The organism is Amycolatopsis albispora (assembly GCF_003312875.1).
Taxonomy (GTDB): Bacteria; Actinomycetota; Actinomycetes; order Mycobacteriales; family Pseudonocardiaceae; genus Amycolatopsis; species Amycolatopsis albispora.
This window is the reverse complement of the sequence record NZ_CP015163.1, coordinates 962,558-980,608: the sequence shown is the minus strand read 5'-3', so window position 1 is coordinate 980,608 and position 18,051 is coordinate 962,558. Positions and strand designations below refer to the sequence as shown.

The window sequence follows — 18,051 nt, the reverse complement described above, 5'->3', positions numbered from 1 at the left end:
ACGGAACGTTCAGTCCCGCAACGAATCCCGGACCCGGAACACGGCCTCACGCAGGGCGGACGGCGACGGCCCGTGCCGCAGGATGTCGCGTGAGGAAGCCGCCAGGACCGCCGGTGAACCCGCCCCGAAAAGAGCACGTAAATCCGCCGCGGTGGCCCCCTGGGCGCCGAAACCGGGCGCCAGGATTGGGCCGTTCAGCCTATTCAGGTCCAGTTCCCCGCGGCCGATGGTGGCCCCGGCCACCACGCCGATGTCGCCCAGTGGCGCGGTTCCCGCGTTCCGCTCGGCCACCGCGTCCACGATTTCCTGGGCCACCGTGCGGCCCGCCGCGGTCACCGTGCCCTGCAGCCCCGCGCTCTCCGGGTTGGACGTGCGCGCGAGCACAAAAACCCCGCGCCCGCTGGTTTCGGCGGCCGTCAACGCGGCTTCCAGCGAGCCGAAACCGAGGTAGGGCGACACGGTGATGGCGTCGGCCGCCAGCGGCGCCCCGTCGGCCAGGTAGGCCGCCGTGTAGGCGGCCATGGTCGAGCCGATGTCCCCGCGCTTGACGTCGAGCAGCACCAGCGCACCGGCCTCGCGGGCCAGCTCGACGACCCGCTCCAGCACCGCGATGCCCTTCGAGCCGTAGGTCTCGAAGAACGCCGACTGCGGCTTGAGGATCGCCACGTGCTCGGCGATCGCCTCGGTGGCGGTCAGCGCGAAGCGCTCCAGCCCGGTGGCGTCCTCCGGCAGGTCCCACGCCCGCAGCAGGCCGGGGTGGGGGTCCACCCCGGCGCACAGCGAGCCACGGGCCGCGATCGCCTTGCTCAGCCTGGCCCCGAACCGTTCCATGATCATTTCGAGGCCCGGAGAGCCGCCTGGAGCTCTTGGAGCGAGCGCACCCCGATATCACCCCGGATGAGCGCCTCGATGCCGTGTACGGCCGCGGCAGCGCCCTGAATCGTGGTGATGCAAGGGATGTCGCGCGACACGGCGGCGGTGCGGATCTCGTAGCCGTCCACGCGGGGGCCGCTGTTGCCGTACGGGGTGTTGATCACCATGTCCACCCCGCCGCCGAGGATCACCTCGACCACGTTCGGCTCGCCTTCGGTGCTGCCCTCGAAGTGCTTGCGCAGCACCGAGCACTGGATTCCGTTGCGGCGCAGCACTTCCGCGGTGCCGGAGGTGGCCAGGATCTCGAAGCCGAGATCGGCGAGGCGCTTGACCGGGAAGACCAGCGAGCGCTTGTCGCGGTTGGCCACCGAGACGAACACCCGCCCGGAGGTGGGCAGCGAGCCGTAGGCGCCGCTCTGCGACTTGGCGAAGGCCTTGCCGAACGAGACGTCCACGCCCATCACCTCGCCGGTGGACTTCATTTCGGGGCCCAGCAAGGAATCCACGCCGTGGCCCTCGGGGGTGCGGAAGCGGTGGAAGGGCAGCACGGCCTCCTTGACCGACACCGGGGAGTCGGCGGGCAGGTCGCCGCCGTCACCCTCGGCCGGCAGCACACCGGACGCGCGCAGCTCCTTGATCGTGGAGCCGGTCATGATCAGCGAAGCCGCCTTCGCCAGCGGCACCGCCGTCGCCTTGGACACGAACGGCACCGTGCGCGAGGCACGCGGGTTCGCCTCCAGCACGTAGAGCACGTCGTCCTTGAGCGCGTACTGCACGTTCAGCAGGCCGCGCACGCCGACGCCGCGCGCGATCGCCTCGGTGGAACGGCGGACGGTGTCCAGGTCGGTGCGGCCCAGCGTGATCGGCGGCAGCGCGCACGAGGAGTCGCCGGAGTGGATGCCGGCTTCCTCGATGTGCTCCATCACACCGCCGAGGTAGAGCTCCTCGCCGTCGAACAGGGCGTCCACGTCGATCTCGATGGAGTCGTCGAGGAAGCGGTCCACCAGCACCGGGTGCTCCGGGGTGACCTCGGTGGCGCGCTGGATGTACCCGGCCAGCGACGGCTCGTCGTAGACGATCTCCATGCCGCGCCCGCCGAGCACGTACGACGGGCGCACCAGCACCGGGTAGCCGATCTCGTCGGCGATCCGCTTCGCGCCCTCGAACGAGGTCGCCGTGCCGTAGCGCGGCGCCGGGAGACCGGCGGCACGCAGCACCTCACCGAAGGCACCGCGGTCCTCGGCCAGGTGGATCGCCTCGGGCGAGGTGCCGACCACCGGCACGCCCGCCGCGGCGAGGCGGCGCGCGAGCCCGAGCGGGGTCTGCCCGCCCAGCTGCACGATCACCCCGGCCACCGTGCCGGACTCGCGCTCGGCGTGCACCACCTCGAGAACGTCCTCAAAGGACAGCGGCTCGAAGTACAGCCGGTCGGAGGTGTCGTAGTCGGTGGACACGGTTTCCGGGTTGCAGTTGACCATCACCGCCTCGAACCCGGCCTCGCGCAGTGCGAGCGCGGCGTGCACGCACGAGTAGTCGAACTCGATGCCCTGCCCGATCCGGTTCGGCCCGGAGCCGAGGATGAGCACCTTCTGCTTTTCCCGCTGCGGCGCCACTTCCGACTCCGCGGCGGGATCGGTCTCGTAGGCCGAGTAGTGGTACGGCGTTTTCGCGGCGAACTCGGCGGCGCAGGTGTCGACCGTCTTGAACACCGGGCGCACGCCGAGGCGGTGCCGCAGCGCCCGCACCCCGTCCTCGCCGGCCAGTTCCGGGCGCAGTGCGGCGATCTGGCGGTCGGACAGCCCGGTGCGCTTGCCGCGGCGCAGCAGTTCGCCGTCGAGCACCGGTGCCTGCGCGATCTCCTGGCCCACCTCGCCGATCAGCGCGATCTGGTCGATGAACCACGGGTCGATCCCGCTGGCCTCGTGCACCTGCTGGACGGTGGCGCCGAGCCGCAGCGCCCGCTCGACCGCGTACAGGCGGCCGTCGTGCGGGTTGCGCAGCGACTCCAATGTGGACTCGAGCGTGGCGCCCTCGGGATCGGGCACGGTCCAGAAACCGGCCGCCTTGGTGTCGATCGAGCGCAACGCCTTCCCGAGCGCCTCGGGGAAGCTGCGGCCCATCGACATGGCCTCGCCGACGCTCTTCATCGTGGTGGTCAGCGTCGGGTCCGCGCCGGGGAACTTCTCGAAGGCGAACCGCGGCACCTTCACCACCACGTAGTCGAGCGTGGGCTCGAACGAGGCCGGGGTCTCGCCGGTGATGTCGTTGCGGATCTCGTCGAGGGTGTAGCCGATGGCCAGCTTCGCGGCGATCTTGGCGATCGGGAAGCCGGTGGCCTTCGAGGCCAGCGCGCTCGACCGCGACACGCGCGGGTTCATCTCGATGACCACCATGCGGCCGTCGCGCGGGTTGATCGCGAACTGGATGTTGCAGCCGCCGGTGTCCACGCCGACCGCGCGCAGCACGTCGATGCCGACGTCGCGCATGTGCTGGTACTCGCGGTCGGTCAGGGTCATCGCGGGCGCCACGGTGACCGAGTCGCCGGTGTGCACGCCCATCGCGTCCACGTTCTCGATCGAGCAGACGACCACCACGTTGTCCTGGCGGTCGCGCATCAGCTCGAGCTCGTACTCCTTCCAGCCGAGCACGCTCTCCTCGATGAGCACCTCGGTGACCGGGCTTTCCTCCAGCCCGACCGAGGCCATGCGCTCGAGGTCCTCGTGCGTGTGCGCCATGCCGGAGCCGAGGCCGCCCATGGTGAACGACGGCCGGATGACCACCGGCAGCCCGAGCTTCTCCACGGTCGCGCGGACCTCGTCCATCGAGTGGCACACCGCGCTGCGGGGCACCTCGCCGCCGATCTGGCGCACGATGTCCTTGAACTTCTGGCGGTCCTCGCCGCGCTGGATGGCGTCGATGTCGGCGCCGATCAGCTCGACGCCGTACTTCTCCAGCACGCCGCGTTCGTGCAGCGCGACCGCGCAGTTCAGCGCGGTCTGCCCGCCGAGGGTGGCCAGCAGCGCCTGCGGGCGCTCGGCGGCGATGACCTTCTCGACGAAGTCGGGGGTGACCGGCTCGATGTAGGTGGCGTCGGCGAACTCGGGGTCGGTCATGATCGTGGCCGGGTTCGAGTTCACCAGGCTGACCCGCAGGCCCTCGTCGCGCAGCACGCGGCAGGCCTGCGTGCCCGAGTAGTCGAACTCGGCGGCCTGCCCGATCACGATCGGGCCGGAGCCGATGACGAGCACGTGCTCGATGTCTGTGCGTTTCGGCATTACTTGGCTGTCTCCATCAGGCTGACGAACTCGTCGAAGAGGGGGGCCGCGTCGTGCGGGCCGGCGGCGGCTTCGGGGTGGTACTGCACGGAGAACGCGGGAACGTCCTCGGCGCGCACGCCCTCCACCGTGTTGTCGTTCGGGCAGTAGTGGCTGATCGTCGCGGCGCCGAAGGGCGAGTCGAACCGCTGGCCGGGCTCGCCCTCGAGGGCGAAGCCGTGGTTCTGCGCGGTGATGGCGACCTTGCCGGTGGCCACGTCGATCACCGGGATGTTGATGCCCCGGTGCCCGTAGCGCATCTTGTAGGTGCCCAGCCCCAGCGCGCGGCCGAGGATCTGGTTGCCGAAGCAGATGCCGAACAGCGGGATGCGGCGCTCGAGCACCGCGCGGGTCAGCGCGGTGGCGTGCTCGGTGGTCGCCGGGTCGCCCGGCCCGTTGGACAGGAAGATCCCGTCCGGCTCGACCGCGAGCAGCTGGTCGAGCGAGCTGGACGACGGCAGCACGTGCACCTCGATGCCGCGCGCGGTCATCTGGCGCGGCGTGTTCGACTTGATGCCCAGGTCCAGCGCGGCGACGCGGAAGCGGCGCTCGCCGACCGCGGGTACCACGTACGGCTCGGCCGTGGTGACCTCGCCCGCCAGGTCGGCGCCCTTCATCGGCGGGCTGGCCAGCACCTCGCCGAGCATCTCGTCGTCGCTGCCGAGCGCGTCGCCGGAGAACACCCCGGAGCGCATCGCGCCCTGCTCACGCAGGTGACGGGTCAGCGTGCGGGTGTCCACGCCGGAGATGCCGACCACACCCTGCTCGGCGAGCGCGTCGTCGAGCGTGCGGGTGGCTCGCCAGTTGGACGGGGTGCGGGCCGGGTCGCGGACCACGTATCCCGAGACCCAGATGCGGGCCGACTCGTCGTCCTCGTCGTTCCACCCGGTGTTGCCGATCTGCGGTGCGGTCTGCACGACGATCTGGCGGTGATAGGAGGGGTCGGTCAGCGTCTCCTGGTATCCGGTCATCCCGGTGCAGAAGACGGCTTCCCCGAGGGTGCGCCCCTGCGCCCCGTATGCGGTGCCCCGGAAGACGCGGCCGTCCTCCAGTACCAGCGCGGCGGGTGTCCGGCTACTCGTCATGATTGGGCACTTCCCTTGATCTCCGTACCGTTCTTGCCAAGCTCGCCGAGCCAGCGGGGGTAGACGTCGAGGTCGTCCCCGCGGAACCCGGTGTCCAGTTCTTCGTCGCCGTGGCGCCAGGTGAGCACCAGCAGGCTGTCGGTGCCCATCACCTTCCCGGCCATGCCCTTGTCCGTGCGGACCCCGGTGATCGAGGCGCGCGGGATCCAGAACCCGGGCGCGCGGCCCCGGTCGATCTCCACGCCCGTGTCGTACAGGCGCAACGTCGCGTACCCGCGCACCCCGGCGCCGCGGGTGACGACGCGCTCCTGCCAGCGCCCGGCGATCGTGGTGCTCACGTACAGGCCGTCGGTGACCAGCAGCGGTTCACCTGGTTCGACCGGTACCTCCGGGAACGGCGCGATGCGGGCGCTCTGGGAGCGCGCCTTGCGGCGCCAGCCCAGCCACATGCCGTAGACGCACAGCGCGAAGAAGGCGGCGACCGCCAAGGTCAGCAGAAAACGCTCCATCAGGCCAGTTTCCCTTCTCGCACGGTGAACCGCCCGCGGAGCAGGGTCGCGGTCACCGCACCCGGCAGCCGCATCCCCTCGTACGGGGTGTTCGCCGCGATGCTCGCCAGCTCGGCGCCGCGCACGGTCCACTCGGCGTCCGGGTCGACCAGGGTCAGGTTCGCCGGCTCGCCCACCGCGATCGGGCGGCCCTGGTCGGGCAGCCCGGCGATCTCGGCGGGGCGCTCGCTCATCACCCTGGCCACGCCGCGCCAGTCCAGCAGACCGGAGCGGACCATGGTCTCGGTCACGATGGACAGCGCGGTCTGCAGCCCGAGCATGCCGGGCTTGGCCGCGGCCCATTCGCAGTCCTTGTCCTGCACGGCGTGCGGCGCGTGGTCGGTGGCGACGCAGTCGATCACCCCGTCGGCCAGCGCGCGGCGCAGCCGCTCGGTGTCGGCGCCGGTGCGCAGTGGCGGGTTCACCTTGTTCACCGGGTCGTACCCGCTCAACCGCTCGTCGGTGAGCAGCAGGTGGTGCGGGGTGACCTCGGCGCTGACCCGGGTGCCGCGCTCCTTCGCCCAGGCCAGCACGTCGGCGGTGCCCGCCGTGGACACGTGGCAGATGTGCAGCCGGGCGCCGGCGTGCCGGGCGAGCAGGCAGTCGCGCGCCACGATCGACTCCTCGGCGGACGCGGGCCAGCCCGCGTAACCGAGCCGGGCGGCCTGCTCACCTTCGTGGGCCTGCGCGCCGACGGTGAGTCGCGGTTCCTCGGCGTGCTGCGCGATCACCGCATCGAGCGCTATCGAGTACTCCAGCGCGCGGCGCATCAGCAGCGGGTCGTGCACGCACTTGCCGTCGTCGGAGAACACGCGCACCCCGGCGGCGGAGGCGGCCATCGTGCCCAGCTCGGCGAGCTTCTCACCGCCGAGGCCGACGGTGACCGCGCCGACCGGGTGCACATCGACCAGCCCGGCGGCCTGGCCGAGGCGCCACACGTGCTCGACCACGACCGCGTTGTCGGCGACCGGGTCGGTGTTGGCCATGGCGAAGACCGCGGTGTACCCGCCGAGCGCCGCGGCGGCCGAGCCGGTCGCGATGGTCTCGGTGTCCTCGCGGCCCGGTTCACGCAGGTGGGTGTGCAGGTCGACGAAGCCTGGCAGCAGCACCTGACCTGCGGCTTCGACCACCTCGGCGTCATCGGTCGCACTGGGTGAACCGATCCCGGCGATCTCGCCGTCGGCGATCAGCACGTCCACCGGGTCGCCTTCGCCGTAGGGCCGGACGCCCTTGAGCAGGATCTCGGTGGTCATGCGGCGACTCCTTCTTCTTCACCCGCGAGCAGGTGGTACAGCACAGCCATGCGGACGTGGACCCCGTTGCGCACCTGCTCGGTGATCGCCGAGGCCGGCGAGTCGGCGACCGCCGAGGCGATCTCCATCCCGCGCAGCATCGGCCCCGGGTGCAGGACGACCGCGTGGTCGGCGAGCAGCGCGAGCCGCTTCTCGTTCAGCCCGTAGGCGATCGAGTACTCGCGCGCCGAGGGAAAAAACCCGCCGTGCATGCGCTCGGCCTGCACACGCAGCATCATCACCGCGTCAGCCGCCGGCAGTTCCGCGTCCAACTGGTGCGACACCGTCACCGGCCAGCTTTCCACGCCGACCGGCAGCAGAGTGGGTGGTGCGACGAGCACCACCTCGGCGCCGAGCGCGGCGAGCAGGTGCACGTTGGACCGGGCGACCCGGCTGTGCACGACGTCACCCACGATGGCGACGCGGCGACCGTCCAGCGAGCCGAGCCGGTCCCGCAGGGTGGCCGCGTCGAGCAGTGCCTGCGTCGGGTGCTCGTGCGTGCCGTCACCCGCGTTGACCACCTTCGTGCCGGTCTCGCCGAGCCAGCCGGCCAGCCGGTGCGCGGCGCCGGAGGCGGGGTGGCGGATGATCACGCAGTCGGCCCCGGCGGCGGACAGGGTCAGCGCGGTGTCTCGCAGCGACTCCCCCTTGCCCACCGAGGAACCGCCCGCCGAGACGTTCACCACATCGGCGCTCATCCACTTCCCGGCGATCTCGAAGGAGACGCGGGTGCGGGTGGAGTTCTCGTAGAACAGGGTGATCACGGTGCGGCCGCGCAGCGTGGGCAGCTTGCGGACTTCGCGTCCGAGCAGCGTGCGCTTGAGCTCGTCGGCGGTGTCCAGGATGGACGTCGCCAGCTCCGGATCCAGCCCGTCGGTGGCGAGCAGGTGCTTCACGATTTCCCTTCCTCGGCCGGCGCATCCGGTGCGCTGGGTCCGCCGCGCAGCAGGACCGCGTCGCGCCCGTCCACTTCGGACAACAGCACGGCGACGTCCTCGGCGCGGGAGGTGGGCACGTTCTTGCCCACGTAGTCGGCGCGGATCGGCAGCTCGCGGTGGCCGCGGTCGACCAGTACCGCCAGCTGGACCGCGCGCGGGCGGCCGTGGTCGCGCAGGGCGTCGAGCGCGGCGCGGATGGTGCGCCCGGAGAACAGCACGTCGTCGACGAGCACCACCACCCGGTCGTCGATCCCGGTGCCGGGGAGCTGCGTCTGCTCCAGCGGGCGGGTCGGGCGGCGGCGGAGGTCGTCGCGGTAGAGGGTGACGTCGAGCGCGCCGATCGGCACGTCGACCCCGGAGAACTCGGTCACCCTGGCGGCCAGCCTGGCGGCGAGCGGGGTGCCACGGGTGGGTATGCCCAGCAACACGGGTGGGGCCGAGTGGCCCGCACCGAGTGCGGTCTTCTCGATGACCTGATGGGCCATTCGAGCGATGGTGCGTGCGACGTCTCCGGCCGAGAGGAGCTCGTGCTCACCGGCCGGATCCGTCACACCGCGCGGACGCGATGTCACGGTGGACCTCCTTCCCCGCCTCACTGGACGGGTCGTTAAAGGACGTCGATTTCCCAGGTAGTTGGCGGAAATCGAGCCCAGGGTAACAGGATCGGCCACTCAGCCTTACGGGTGGTGTGCCCGGTTCCCACCACCCCCGCGCAATGATCTGCTTGACCTGGTGACGACAACGCGTAACCATTACTCTGAGTATTCGACTCAAGAAGTGCCCCTCCGGTCGTTCGGCCGGGCGGGGACGACGAAACGGAGAACCACCAGATGGGCGATTACGCCAAGGCGCTCGGGGCCAAGCTCCGCGGGATCCGCCAGCAGCAGGGCCTGTCCCTGCACGGGGTCGAGCAGAAGTCCGGCGGACGCTGGAAGGCGGTCGTCGTGGGTTCGTACGAGCGCGGCGACCGGGCCGTGACCGTGCAGAAGCTCGCCGAGCTGGCGGACTTCTACGGGGTGCCGGTGGTCGAGCTGCTGCCAGAGGGCCGCGTTCCGTCTGGGGCGGAGCCGGCCACGAAGATCGTGATCAACCTGGAGCGGCTCCAGCAGCTGCCCGCCGAGAAGGTCGGGCCGCTCGCGCGGTACGCCGCGACCATCCAGAGCCAGCGCGGCGACTACAACGGCAAGGTGCTCTCGATCCGCACCGAGGACCTGCGCTCGCTGGCGATCATCTACGACATGACGCCCGGGGAGCTGACGGAGCAGCTGATCGACTGGGGAGTGCTGCCGCCCGAAGCTCGGCCGTCCAAAGAGGACTGAGCCGTGCGGGCCCGCCGGGCCGCACCGAGAACAGGCCGAAGGGGCCTTCGGAACGAACCAGGGTTCGCCGGAGGCCCCTTCGGTATGTCTGGGTCTTCCCTACCGCGTCGTCTCTACCGCGCCCTGCCTGCCGCGTCGTGCCTACAGCACCGCGCGCAGGCGGTCGGCGATCGTGCCGATCCGGCCGAGCACGCCGTTGACGAAGCGTGGCGAGTCGTCCGTGGACAACTCCTTGGCGATGCCGACCGCCTCGTCGATCGCCACCGGGTCCGGCACGTCGGCCGCCCACAGCAGCTCGTAGACCCCGACCCGCAGTACCGCCAGGTCGACCGGCGGCATCCGGTCCAGCGACCAGCCCTGCGCGTGCTCGGCGAGCAGCTCGTCGATCTGCTCGCGCCGCGTGGTGACCCCCTCGACCAGGGAGACGGTGTAGTCGCTGATCGGGTCGACGTCGGTTGAACCCACACGACCGGCCAGCAGGGTCACCGCGTCGGAGTCGCGCTGCGCGGCCTCGTACAGCATCTCCACCGCGCGCTTGCGCGAAGCCCGGCGGCCGATCGGGCCACCGCGCTTGGGCGAACCGGTTGAACTCAACTCGAAACCCGGCCGAGGTAGCGACCGTCGCGGGTGTCGACCTTGACCTTCTCACCCGTGGTCAGGAACAGCGGCACCTGGATCTCGGCGCCGGTCTCCAGGGTGGCCGGCTTGGTGCCGCCGGTGGACCGGTCGCCCTGCAGGCCGGGGTCGGTGTGCTGGACCACCAGCTCGACCGAGGTGGGCAGCTCGACGTAGAGCGGGGTGCTCTCGTGGATGGCGACCTGGACCTCGGTGTTCTCCAGCAGGTAGTTCGCCCCGTCCCCGACGATCTCGCGCGCCACGTTGATCTGGTCGTAGGTGTCGCCGTCCATGAACACGAAGTCGGTGCCGTCGTTGTAGAGGTACGTCATCGTGCGGCGGTCCACCGTCGCGGTCTCGACCTTGGTGCCGGCGTTGAACGTCTTGTCCACGACCTTGCCGCTCAGGACGTGCTTGAGCGTGGTGCGCACGAACGCGCCGCCCTTGCCCGGCTTGACGTGCTGGAAGTTCACGACCGACCACAGCTGTCCGTCGAGGTTGAGGACCATGCCGTTCTTCAGGTCGTTGGTGGTGGCCACGGGTCTGGGATCTCCTGTGTCTGCTCGAAGCGGGCCGCGGTTAGACGACCACGAGTTCCTTGGTGCTCAGGGTGAGGACCTCCCCCGTGCCGTCACGGACGATCAGCGTGTCCTCGATGCGCACGCCACCGCGGCCGGCGAGGTACACGCCAGGCTCGACGGTGACCGCCATACCGGCGGACAGTGTACCGACACCCGTGGTGGCCAGGCTGGGTGCCTCGTGCACCTGCAGGCCGACGCCGTGGCCGAGACCGTGCGAGAACCGCTCGCCGTGCCCGGCTCGCTCGATCACCTCGCGCGCGGCCTTGTCCACCGCGGAGACCTCGGCACCCGGCAGCACCGCGGCCAGCCCGGCGGCCTGCGCGCGGTGCACCAGCTCGTACAGCTCGCGCTGCCAGTCGGCGGGCTCACCCAGTACCAGGGTACGGGTCATGTCGGAGTGGTAGCCGTCGATGATCGCGCCGAAGTCCAGCTTGACGAAGTCGCCCTTGGCCAGCGGCCGGTCGGTGGGCCGGTGGTGCGGGATGGCCGAGTTCGGGCCCGCGGCCACGATCGACTCGAAGGAGGCGCCGGACGACCCGTGGTCGAGCATGCGGTTCTCCAGCGCGCGGGCGACCTCGCGCTCGGTGCGGCCGACGCGCAGGTCACCGTGCTCGATCAGGCCGCTCAGCGCGCGGTCGGCGGCGGCGCAGGCCATGCGCAGCGCCTCGATCTCGGCCTGGTCCTTGACCAGTCGCAGCCGTTCGACCAGGTTCGGCGCGCGGCGCAGCTCGATGCCCTCGGCGATCTTCCTGGTCGTTTCGTACTGTTCGACGCTGACGTGCTGGCTCTCGAACCCGGTGCGGCCGTAGTCGGCGGCGTTGGCCGCGGCGTGCCGGGCGAGCGCGGCGGCGCTGGCGCGGTCGAGCACGCGCTGGAGGTCGGGCACCTGGACCTCGGACTGCGTGGTGTACCGGCCGTCGGTGCAGAACAGCGTGCGGTCCTCGGCCTCGGCGTGCACGAGCAGCGCCGCGTTCGACCCGGTGAACCCGGTGAGGTAGCGGATGTTCAGCAGGTCGGTGACCAGGAGCGCGTCGAGACCGCTCTCCCGGATCAGGGACCGGAGGGCGGTGCGGCGAGCGGCGTGGGTTTCAGGCACCGGGTCAGTTTATGACACAGTGTTCGGATGGCAGGCTGGGTTACGCGCGCACTGGTTCTCGCGGTGCTGCACGCGGTCGCGGCGGTGCTGCGGGCGAAGGCCGCGGTGTTCCGGCCGACCGAGCTGGACACGCTCACCGTCGGCATCATCGCGCTGCTGGTCGGCGCCTCGGCGACGTGGGCCGCGCTCGACGCGTGGCGCGGCATGCGGGACCGGGGCCGCACCTGGTTCATCGCCGCGCTGGTAGCGGGCCCGGTGTCGGGCGTGCTCGACGTGGCGGGACGCGCGATGTTCGTCGACCGCACGGGACTCGAGGCGCTGCCCGACGCACTGACCGGCGGTGCCGCGTTCACCGCGCTGCTCATCCTGGTGCCGGCCTGGCTCGGCCTGTTCGCCGGCGAGCGGATCGGCCGTCGCGCTGACACGACCGACGACCCCGATGAGCCGCCACGACCGCCGAGACCTTCCCGGCCGCCGCGGCCCCGGCCGTCGAAGCCCGATCAGCCCAAGGCCAAGCCCGCCGGATAGCCGTTCCACTGCTCGTCGGTGATCGGCGTGACGGCGGACCCGTTCAACTCGGCCACGCCGGGCGGGCGGACCGCCCACAGCTTGCCGTCGTTGAGCAGCAGCCCGACGCCGCCGGTCGGCGCCTGCACGGCGGGCACCCCGGTGGCCAGGTGTGCGGCGACCGGCACCCGTTCCATGCCGGGAATGCGCTGGTCGAGCAGCCGGACCGCGAGCCGGTCGGCCACCGTGCGGCGGTCGACCCGCACGACACTGCCGCCCGCGACCAGGTCCATCGTGCGCACCGGGGACGGCATCGCGAAGCCGTCGAGCACGGTGAGCATCCGGTTCACGTCGCCGCAGCCGTCGATCCCGTGCAGGTCGATGCCGAAGTGCTTGAGGTGCGTCGGCGCGCCCGCTTCACCGATCATCGTCGCGCGCACCACGTCCAGCGGTACCCGGCCGCAGGGGTCGTCCACCGAGATCGGGGCGTGCCCGTCCGGCTGGCGCAACAGGCCGGGGCCTTCCTTCCACGGGCCGGGCACCAGCACCGGCGGGTAGGGCCGCAGGCTGAAGTTGCGGTCGAGGAAGGTGACCGTGGTGCCGTCCTCCGTCTCGTGCGCGACGCCGAAGGATTCGAGGGCCTCGATCCACATCAGATCGGCGCTGAAGGCGTCCACCAGGGAGCGCGTGCGGGGTGCCTGCGTATTCGGCACCGGCTCGAAGCCGCGCTCCCCCAGCGCCTCCACGCCGGTCGCGAAGCCGGGGTCCTTCGAGCGCACGATGAACTGGCCCGCCCCGTTCCAGCCGGCGGCGCGGCCGGTCGTGTCGGTGAACATGAGGTAGAACCAGCCGTCGAGGAAAACCACGGCGGGCTGACCGGCCCCGTAGGTGTTCTCGCGGGCGGTGTCGCGGGCCGGGTTGAGGATCGGGTTGCCGCCGTTGGCCCTGGTCCAGTTGATGCCGTCGGGGCTGGTGGCCATGCCGATGGAGTTGCCGAGCGCGTGGTCGCCCGCGGCGCCGGTGTAGTAGAGGTAGTAGACCCCGTCGACCTTGAGCACCGAGGGGTCGCACGTGTGCACCCCGTCGAACGCGCCCGGGTTGCCTGACAGCACCGCCTGCGCGGGCCCGCCACCCGGTCCGGTGAACGGCCCGGCGATGCCGGCCGACTCGGCGTGCAGGATGTCGTCGCCCGGCGGGCGCGCGGCGGGGTACTGGCTGCACCACCACATCCGCACGCGGTCGCCGTCCTGCATGACGGCGGGGCCGTAGTTGTAGGGCGCCCCGATCCCGCCGGCCGCGACCACGCCAGCCGACTGCCGCCCGGCGTCCACCGAGGGCGACGCACCAGGCGGGATCACCGGCGGCGGCACGGGGCTGGCCGGCGGCGGCGCCTCCCCGCCGATCACCGGTCCCTGGCCGGCGCCTTCGGCCTGCGGCTGCGCCCGGCTGGGCGTGCACCCCGCGACCAGGGCGGCACCCAGCAGCCAGGTGAGCGTGCCGCGCACGCGCGGGGACCTGCGGAACGTCAATCCTGCTCCCGAGCCGGTGGACACGAACGTGTCGACGGCGGGGCACGCGACACGGAAGTTACTACGACTCAGTGTACGGAGAGGTTCACCCGTTCGAGTGCACACCTGGTGGTGTGGCGACAAGTTCCACTTCGAATCCGTGAGCGTTTTCCAGGTAGGCCGCGTAGTGCTGGTCACCGCCCGCATGCGGGTACCGGTCCGCGAACAGCGGTTTCCAGCCGTGCGCGCCCGCTTGGTCGGCCAGCTGGTCGACCTGCTGCCGGGTGGAAACGTGCAGCGCCAGGTGGTTCAGCCCGGGATCGCGGCGCCGGTGTTCCCGCGCGGTCAACGCGGGCGACTGCTCGACCACGAGGTAGGTGGCGCCCAGCTTCCAGCTCACTCCGTCCGGCCAGCGCTGGAACTCGCGCCAGCCCAGCTCACCGAGCAACCAGCCGAAACTGGCCTCCGCTTCGGCGAGGTCGGGTACCCACAGTTCGATGTGGTGCGTCCTGCCGTGCAGGTCCGGCAACTTCACGTGGACGCGGTGCTCGGCGCCGTAGTGCATCCCGCTGCCGACGTCGAGGAAGCCCAGTCGCTGCGCCAGTTTCACACTGGACACATTGGACTCCCGGATCAGCGCCCAGACCGCGGGCACGCCGAGTTCGGCGAGCCCGTAGTCCAGCAGCCGCGCGGCCGCCTCCGTGGCCAGGCCGCTGCCGCCGTGCGCGGGTTCGAGGAAGTAGCCGATCTCGACCACGTTCCCCGGTAGTTCCCAGGATGGCCGCAGGTGCGCGAGGCCGATCACCTCGCCGTCGCGCTCGATCACCCAGTGCCCGAGTTCCGGCGGGCCGTCGTAAGCGAGCCGGCGCTCGATCATCCGGCGGCACTGCACCGGGTCCGACAGGTCGGCCTCGAAGAACCGGCTCATCTCCGGATCGGCGAAGACCCGCAGCACGGCGTCGGTGTCATCACGGGTCAACCCGCGCAACGTGAGCCGCTCGGTGGTCAGCACCGGAACCATGCATCCCCCAGCCTTCGTCCCGCGGTGCAGTCAGTTGGACCGTTCCGCCAGCCATCGGATCGCGAGCGCGTACCCGGCGACACCGAACCCGGCCATCACCCCGGTGGCGAGGTCGGAGAGCACGCTGTGGTGGCGGAACTCCTCACGCCGGTGCACGTTCGAGATGTGCAGCTCGATCAACGGCGCGGTCAGCTGCGCGGCAGCATCCCGGACGGCGATCGAGTAGTGCGTCCAGGCCCCGGCGTTCAGCACAACGGCGGCCCCGGCGTCGGCCGCCTCGTGCAGCCAGCCGACCATCTCGCCCTCGTGGTCGGTCTGCCGGACCTCGACCTCCACGCCCAGCGAACCGCCGGTCTCCTCGCAGAGCCGCACCAGGTCGTCGTGGGTCGACGCGCCGTAGACGCCGGGCTCGCGCTTGCCGAGCCGCCCGAGGTTCGGCCCGTTGAACACGAAGATCTTCACAGCAGCACGCTCCCGCCCCCGGCCTTGTCGGCAGCGACCGCCGAATACGCCGCGGCGAGCAGCGCCGGGTCCGGCCCCTCCAGGCGGCCGGGCTTCGCCAGTCCATCCAGCACGACGAACCGCAGCACGCCGGACCGGGTCTTCTTGTCGGTGCGCATGCTGTCGAGCAGCTGGGGCAGCGCGTCGGCGTCGTACGTCGTGGGCAACCCGAGCAACCGCAGCACGGCCGCGTGCCGATCAGCCGTCGCGTCGTCCAGCCGCCCGGCGAGCCGCGCCAGCTCGGCCGCGAACACCAGGCCGACGCTCACCGCCGCGCCGTGCCGCCAGCGATACCGCTCGCGCCGCTCGATCGCGTGCCCGAGAGTGTGGCCGTAGTTCAGGATCTCCCGCAGATCCGACTCGCGAAGGTCAGCCGACACGACATCGGCCTTCACCTGGATCGCGCGCCGCACCAGCTCGGCGAGCACGTCGCCCTGGGTGTCCAGCGCGGCCGACGGGCTCCGTTCGATCAGTTCGAGGATCCGCGGGTCGGCGATGAAACCGGCCTTCACCACCTCGGCCATCCCGGCGACCAGCTCGTTCGGCGGCAGCGTCTCGAGTGTCGCCAGGTCGACCAGCACGGCGGACGGCTCGTGGAACACACCGACCAGGTTCTTGCCCGCCTCGGTGTTGATCCCGGTCTTGCCGCCGACCGCCGCGTCCACCATGCCGAGCAGCGTGGTCGGCACGTTGACCAGGCGGACGCCGCGCATCCAGGTCGCCGCGACGAACCCGGCCAGGTCGGTCACCGCACCACCGCCGAGACCGACCACCACACCCTGCCGGTCCAGGCCGATGCGCCCGAGGACCTCCCAGCAGAACCCGGCCACCGTAAGCGCCTTGCCGTCTTCGGCGTCCGGGATCTCCACGCGATGCGCGTCGAGACCGGCTTCGTTCAGCTCCTCGCGGATGGCCTCCGCCGTGGTGGTGAGCGTCGGCGGGTGGATCAGCGCGATCTTCGACGCGTCACGGACGGTGTCGGTCAGCTCGCCGAGCAAGCCGCGGCCGACCACCACGTCGTAGGGCGTACCGGCCTTGACCTGGATACGGACCGGTTCGGACATCATGCTCCTCGTTCGTGCTGTGCGGCTTCGACGCCGCCGGCCTCCCGCAGCCGTTCTTCGATCGCGGCGGCGACGTCGGCGGGGATCAGTTCGTCGGTGCCGATCTCGACGGTGGCGACCTCGCGGTAGATCGGCAGCCGCGCGTCGAGCAGCGCCTTGTAGGTCGCGCGGGGGTTCACCCCGGCGAGCAGCGGTCGCGCGGACGAAACCCCGGTGCGGCGCACGCCCTCGGCCATACCCACGTTGAGGAAGACCACGGTGTGCCCGGCCAGCCGACCACGGGTCCGCTCGGACAGGACGGCACCGCCGCCCACCGCCAGCACCCCGGCGTGTTCAGCCAGCGCGACCGCGACCGTTTCTTCTTCCAGCGCACGGAAAGCAGGCTCCCCGTCGTCGGTGAAGATTTCCGAAATCGACTTGCCGGCGCGCTTGACGATGTCGTCGTCGGTGTCGCGAAAGCCGACCCCGAGCCGTTCCGCCAGCAGCCGCCCGACGGTGCTCTTACCGGAACCAGGCGGGCCGACGACAACCGCGCGCGGACTCACCAGCGCTCCTCGAGCGCACGCAGGTAGCCCTCCGCGTTGCGCTTGCTCTCCGCCAGCGAGTCGCCGCCGAACTTTTCCAGCGCCGCGTCGGCGAGCACCAGCGCCACCACGGATTCCAGCACGACGCCCGCTCGCGGCACCGCGCACACGTCCGACCGCTGGTGGATCGCGACCGCGGGCTCGCCGGTCGTGACGTCCACAGTGGACAAAGCCTTGGGCACGGTGGAAATCGGCTTCATCGCAACGCGCACCCGGAGCGGTTCACCGTTGGTGATCCCGCCCTCGAGCCCACCGGCGCGGTTCGACCGGCGGGTCACGCCCACTGGACCGGTGCCGCGGTCGATTTCGTCGTGAGCCTGGCTCCCCCACCGCTTAGCGGTGGTGAAGCCGTCGCCGACCTCCACGCCCTTCATCGCCTGAACGCCCATCAGGGCACCGGCCAGCCGTGCGTCGAGACGGCGGTCCCAGTGCACGTGGGAACCAAGGCCCGGCGGCAACCCGTACGCGAGCACCTCGATCACGCCGCCCACGGTGTCCCCGGCCTTCCGCACGGCGTCCACCTCGGCGACCATCGCCTCGGTGCCCTCCGCGCTGAACGCCCGCACCGGGCTTTCGTCGATCGCGGCCAGGTCCTCCGGCACGGGCAGCGGCCCGGCCGGAGCTTCGGCGCCCCCGATCGACACCACGTGGCTGATGATTTCGACCCCGAGCAGCTGCCGCAGGTACGCCCGCGCGACCGTGCCGAGCGCGGTGCGCGAGGCGGTCTCACGCGCGCTCGCCCGCTCCAGCACGGGACGGGCCTCGGGAAAGTCGTACTTCTGCATGCCGGGCAGGTCGGCGTGACCGGGCCGCGGGCGGGTCAGCGGCTCGTTGCGGGCGAGGCCTTCGAGCTCGGCCGGGTCCACCGGGTCGGCCGACATCACCTTTTCCCACTTGGGCCACTCGGCGTTCTCGATCTGCACGGCGACCGGTCCGCCCTGCGTGAGCCCGTGCCGCACCCCGCCGAGGAACTCGATGCGGTCCTTCTCGAACCCCATCCGGGGACTCCGGCCGAAGCCGAGCCGACGGCGAGCCAGCTGCTCGGTCACGTCGGCGGTGGTGACCTCGACTCCGGCCACCATGCCCTCGAGCACGGCGGCCAGGGCGGGCCCGTGCGATTCACCTGCGGTCATCCAGCGCAACACGCCACGATCCTGTCACGTCCGCGACCTGCGCGAGCGCACACCCTCCACGCCGTGCCGGGC

General features: G+C 71.3%; 18 protein-coding genes. 2 read left to right on the top strand and 16 right to left on the bottom strand.

Going from position 1 to position 18,051, the window contains the following annotated elements; all coding sequences use genetic code 11:
- Positions 1-9: 9 nt before the first annotated feature.
- Genes pyrF through pyrR form a run of 7 tightly spaced genes read right to left on the bottom strand, consistent with a single transcriptional unit; the run spans position 10 to position 8,622 of the window.
- Entirely contained in the window at positions 10-837 is an 828-nt protein-coding gene (pyrF, locus tag A4R43_RS04815) for an orotidine-5'-phosphate decarboxylase (protein ID WP_113691186.1), read from the bottom strand.
- Entirely contained in the window at positions 834-4,148 is a 3,315-nt protein-coding gene (carB, locus tag A4R43_RS04810; RefSeq protein ID WP_113691185.1) for a carbamoyl-phosphate synthase large subunit, read from the bottom strand. Before carB ends, pyrF begins: the two co-directional genes overlap by 4 nt.
- Positions 4,148-5,272: a glutamine-hydrolyzing carbamoyl-phosphate synthase small subunit gene (carA, locus tag A4R43_RS04805; RefSeq protein WP_113691184.1), complete on the bottom strand. Its 1,125-nt coding sequence runs from the start codon at positions 5,270-5,272 to the stop codon at positions 4,148-4,150. The genes carB and carA overlap by 1 nt, the downstream gene beginning before the upstream one ends.
- Positions 5,269-5,781, bottom strand: coding sequence for a PH-like domain-containing protein (locus tag A4R43_RS04800; protein WP_113691183.1), 513 nt, complete (start codon positions 5,779-5,781; stop codon positions 5,269-5,271). The genes carA and A4R43_RS04800 overlap by 4 nt, the downstream gene beginning before the upstream one ends.
- Positions 5,781-7,073, bottom strand: a complete 1,293-nt coding sequence (locus tag A4R43_RS04795) for a dihydroorotase (RefSeq protein ID WP_113691182.1) — start codon at positions 7,071-7,073, stop codon at positions 5,781-5,783. The genes A4R43_RS04800 and A4R43_RS04795 overlap by 1 nt, the downstream gene beginning before the upstream one ends.
- Positions 7,070-8,008: an aspartate carbamoyltransferase catalytic subunit gene (locus A4R43_RS04790; RefSeq protein WP_113691181.1), complete on the bottom strand. Its 939-nt coding sequence runs from the start codon at positions 8,006-8,008 to the stop codon at positions 7,070-7,072. Before A4R43_RS04790 ends, A4R43_RS04795 begins: the two co-directional genes overlap by 4 nt.
- On the bottom strand, positions 8,005-8,622 hold the full coding sequence (gene pyrR, locus A4R43_RS04785) for a bifunctional pyr operon transcriptional regulator/uracil phosphoribosyltransferase PyrR (protein WP_113691180.1): 618 nt from the start codon (positions 8,620-8,622) through the stop codon (positions 8,005-8,007). The genes A4R43_RS04790 and pyrR overlap by 4 nt, the downstream gene beginning before the upstream one ends.
- Before the next feature lie 258 nt (positions 8,623-8,880).
- Between pyrR and bldD the strand changes: the two genes are divergently transcribed.
- On the top strand, positions 8,881-9,369 hold the full coding sequence (gene bldD / locus A4R43_RS04780; RefSeq protein ID WP_003096372.1) for a transcriptional regulator BldD: 489 nt from the start codon (positions 8,881-8,883) through the stop codon (positions 9,367-9,369).
- A gap of 141 nt (positions 9,370-9,510) precedes the next feature.
- Here bldD and nusB read toward each other — a convergent pair whose 3' ends face one another.
- From nusB to A4R43_RS04765, 3 genes are read right to left on the bottom strand one after another with little or no spacing between them, the layout of a single operon-like run.
- Entirely contained in the window at positions 9,511-9,963 is a 453-nt protein-coding gene (gene nusB / locus A4R43_RS04775; protein WP_113691179.1) for a transcription antitermination factor NusB, read from the bottom strand.
- The gene (gene efp / locus A4R43_RS04770) at positions 9,960-10,523 is read right to left on the bottom strand and encodes an elongation factor P (protein ID WP_113691178.1); all 564 of its coding nucleotides are present in this window, start codon (positions 10,521-10,523) and stop codon (positions 9,960-9,962) included. The genes nusB and efp overlap by 4 nt, the downstream gene beginning before the upstream one ends.
- Positions 10,524-10,563: 40 nt before the next feature.
- Positions 10,564-11,661: a M24 family metallopeptidase gene (locus A4R43_RS04765; protein WP_113691177.1), complete on the bottom strand. Its 1,098-nt coding sequence runs from the start codon at positions 11,659-11,661 to the stop codon at positions 10,564-10,566.
- A gap of 27 nt (positions 11,662-11,688) precedes the next feature.
- On the opposite strand from A4R43_RS04765, the gene A4R43_RS04760 reads away from it, so the two are divergent.
- The gene (locus A4R43_RS04760) at positions 11,689-12,189 is read left to right on the top strand and encodes a B-4DMT family transporter (RefSeq protein WP_113691176.1); all 501 of its coding nucleotides are present in this window, start codon (positions 11,689-11,691) and stop codon (positions 12,187-12,189) included.
- Here A4R43_RS04760 and A4R43_RS04755 read toward each other — a convergent pair.
- From A4R43_RS04755 to aroC, 6 genes are all read right to left on the bottom strand, one after another.
- On the bottom strand, positions 12,162-13,697 hold the full coding sequence (locus tag A4R43_RS04755) for a glycoside hydrolase family protein (RefSeq protein WP_236808775.1): 1,536 nt from the start codon (positions 13,695-13,697) through the stop codon (positions 12,162-12,164). The genes A4R43_RS04760 and A4R43_RS04755 overlap by 28 nt on opposite strands.
- An 85-nt stretch (positions 13,698-13,782) precedes the next feature.
- On the bottom strand, positions 13,783-14,697 hold the full coding sequence (locus tag A4R43_RS04750; RefSeq protein WP_113691174.1) for a GNAT family N-acetyltransferase: 915 nt from the start codon (positions 14,695-14,697) through the stop codon (positions 13,783-13,785).
- Between the two features lie 30 nt (positions 14,698-14,727).
- On the bottom strand, positions 14,728-15,159 hold the full coding sequence (aroQ, locus tag A4R43_RS04745; RefSeq protein ID WP_113691173.1) for a type II 3-dehydroquinate dehydratase: 432 nt from the start codon (positions 15,157-15,159) through the stop codon (positions 14,728-14,730).
- On the bottom strand, positions 15,156-16,262 hold the full coding sequence (gene aroB / locus A4R43_RS04740) for a 3-dehydroquinate synthase (RefSeq protein WP_113691172.1): 1,107 nt from the start codon (positions 16,260-16,262) through the stop codon (positions 15,156-15,158). The genes aroQ and aroB overlap by 4 nt, the downstream gene beginning before the upstream one ends.
- On the bottom strand, positions 16,262-16,807 hold the full coding sequence (locus A4R43_RS04735; protein ID WP_113691171.1) for a shikimate kinase: 546 nt from the start codon (positions 16,805-16,807) through the stop codon (positions 16,262-16,264). The genes aroB and A4R43_RS04735 overlap by 1 nt, the downstream gene beginning before the upstream one ends.
- Entirely contained in the window at positions 16,804-17,991 is a 1,188-nt protein-coding gene (gene aroC / locus A4R43_RS04730) for a chorismate synthase (RefSeq protein ID WP_113691170.1), read from the bottom strand. The genes A4R43_RS04735 and aroC overlap by 4 nt, the downstream gene beginning before the upstream one ends.
- Between the last annotated feature and the right edge of the window lie 60 nt (positions 17,992-18,051).

Coding starts and splice junctions, on each gene's coding strand:
- pyrF (WP_113691186.1), bottom strand. CDS start 837: ATGATCATGGAACGGTTCGGGGCCAGGCTGAGCAAGGCGATCGCGGCC.
- carB (WP_113691185.1), bottom strand. CDS start 4,148: ATGCCGAAACGCACAGACATCGAGCACGTGCTCGTCATCGGCTCCGGC.
- carA (WP_113691184.1), bottom strand. CDS start 5,272: ATGACGAGTAGCCGGACACCCGCCGCGCTGGTACTGGAGGACGGCCGC.
- A4R43_RS04800 (WP_113691183.1), bottom strand. CDS start 5,781: ATGGAGCGTTTTCTGCTGACCTTGGCGGTCGCCGCCTTCTTCGCGCTG.
- A4R43_RS04795 (WP_113691182.1), bottom strand. CDS start 7,073: ATGACCACCGAGATCCTGCTCAAGGGCGTCCGGCCCTACGGCGAAGGC.
- bldD (WP_003096372.1), top strand. CDS start 8,881: ATGGGCGATTACGCCAAGGCGCTCGGGGCCAAGCTCCGCGGGATCCGC.
- A4R43_RS04760 (WP_113691176.1), top strand. CDS start 11,689: ATGGCAGGCTGGGTTACGCGCGCACTGGTTCTCGCGGTGCTGCACGCG.
- A4R43_RS04750 (WP_113691174.1), bottom strand. CDS start 14,697: ATGGTTCCGGTGCTGACCACCGAGCGGCTCACGTTGCGCGGGTTGACC.
- aroB (WP_113691172.1), bottom strand. CDS start 16,262: ATGTCCGAACCGGTCCGTATCCAGGTCAAGGCCGGTACGCCCTACGAC.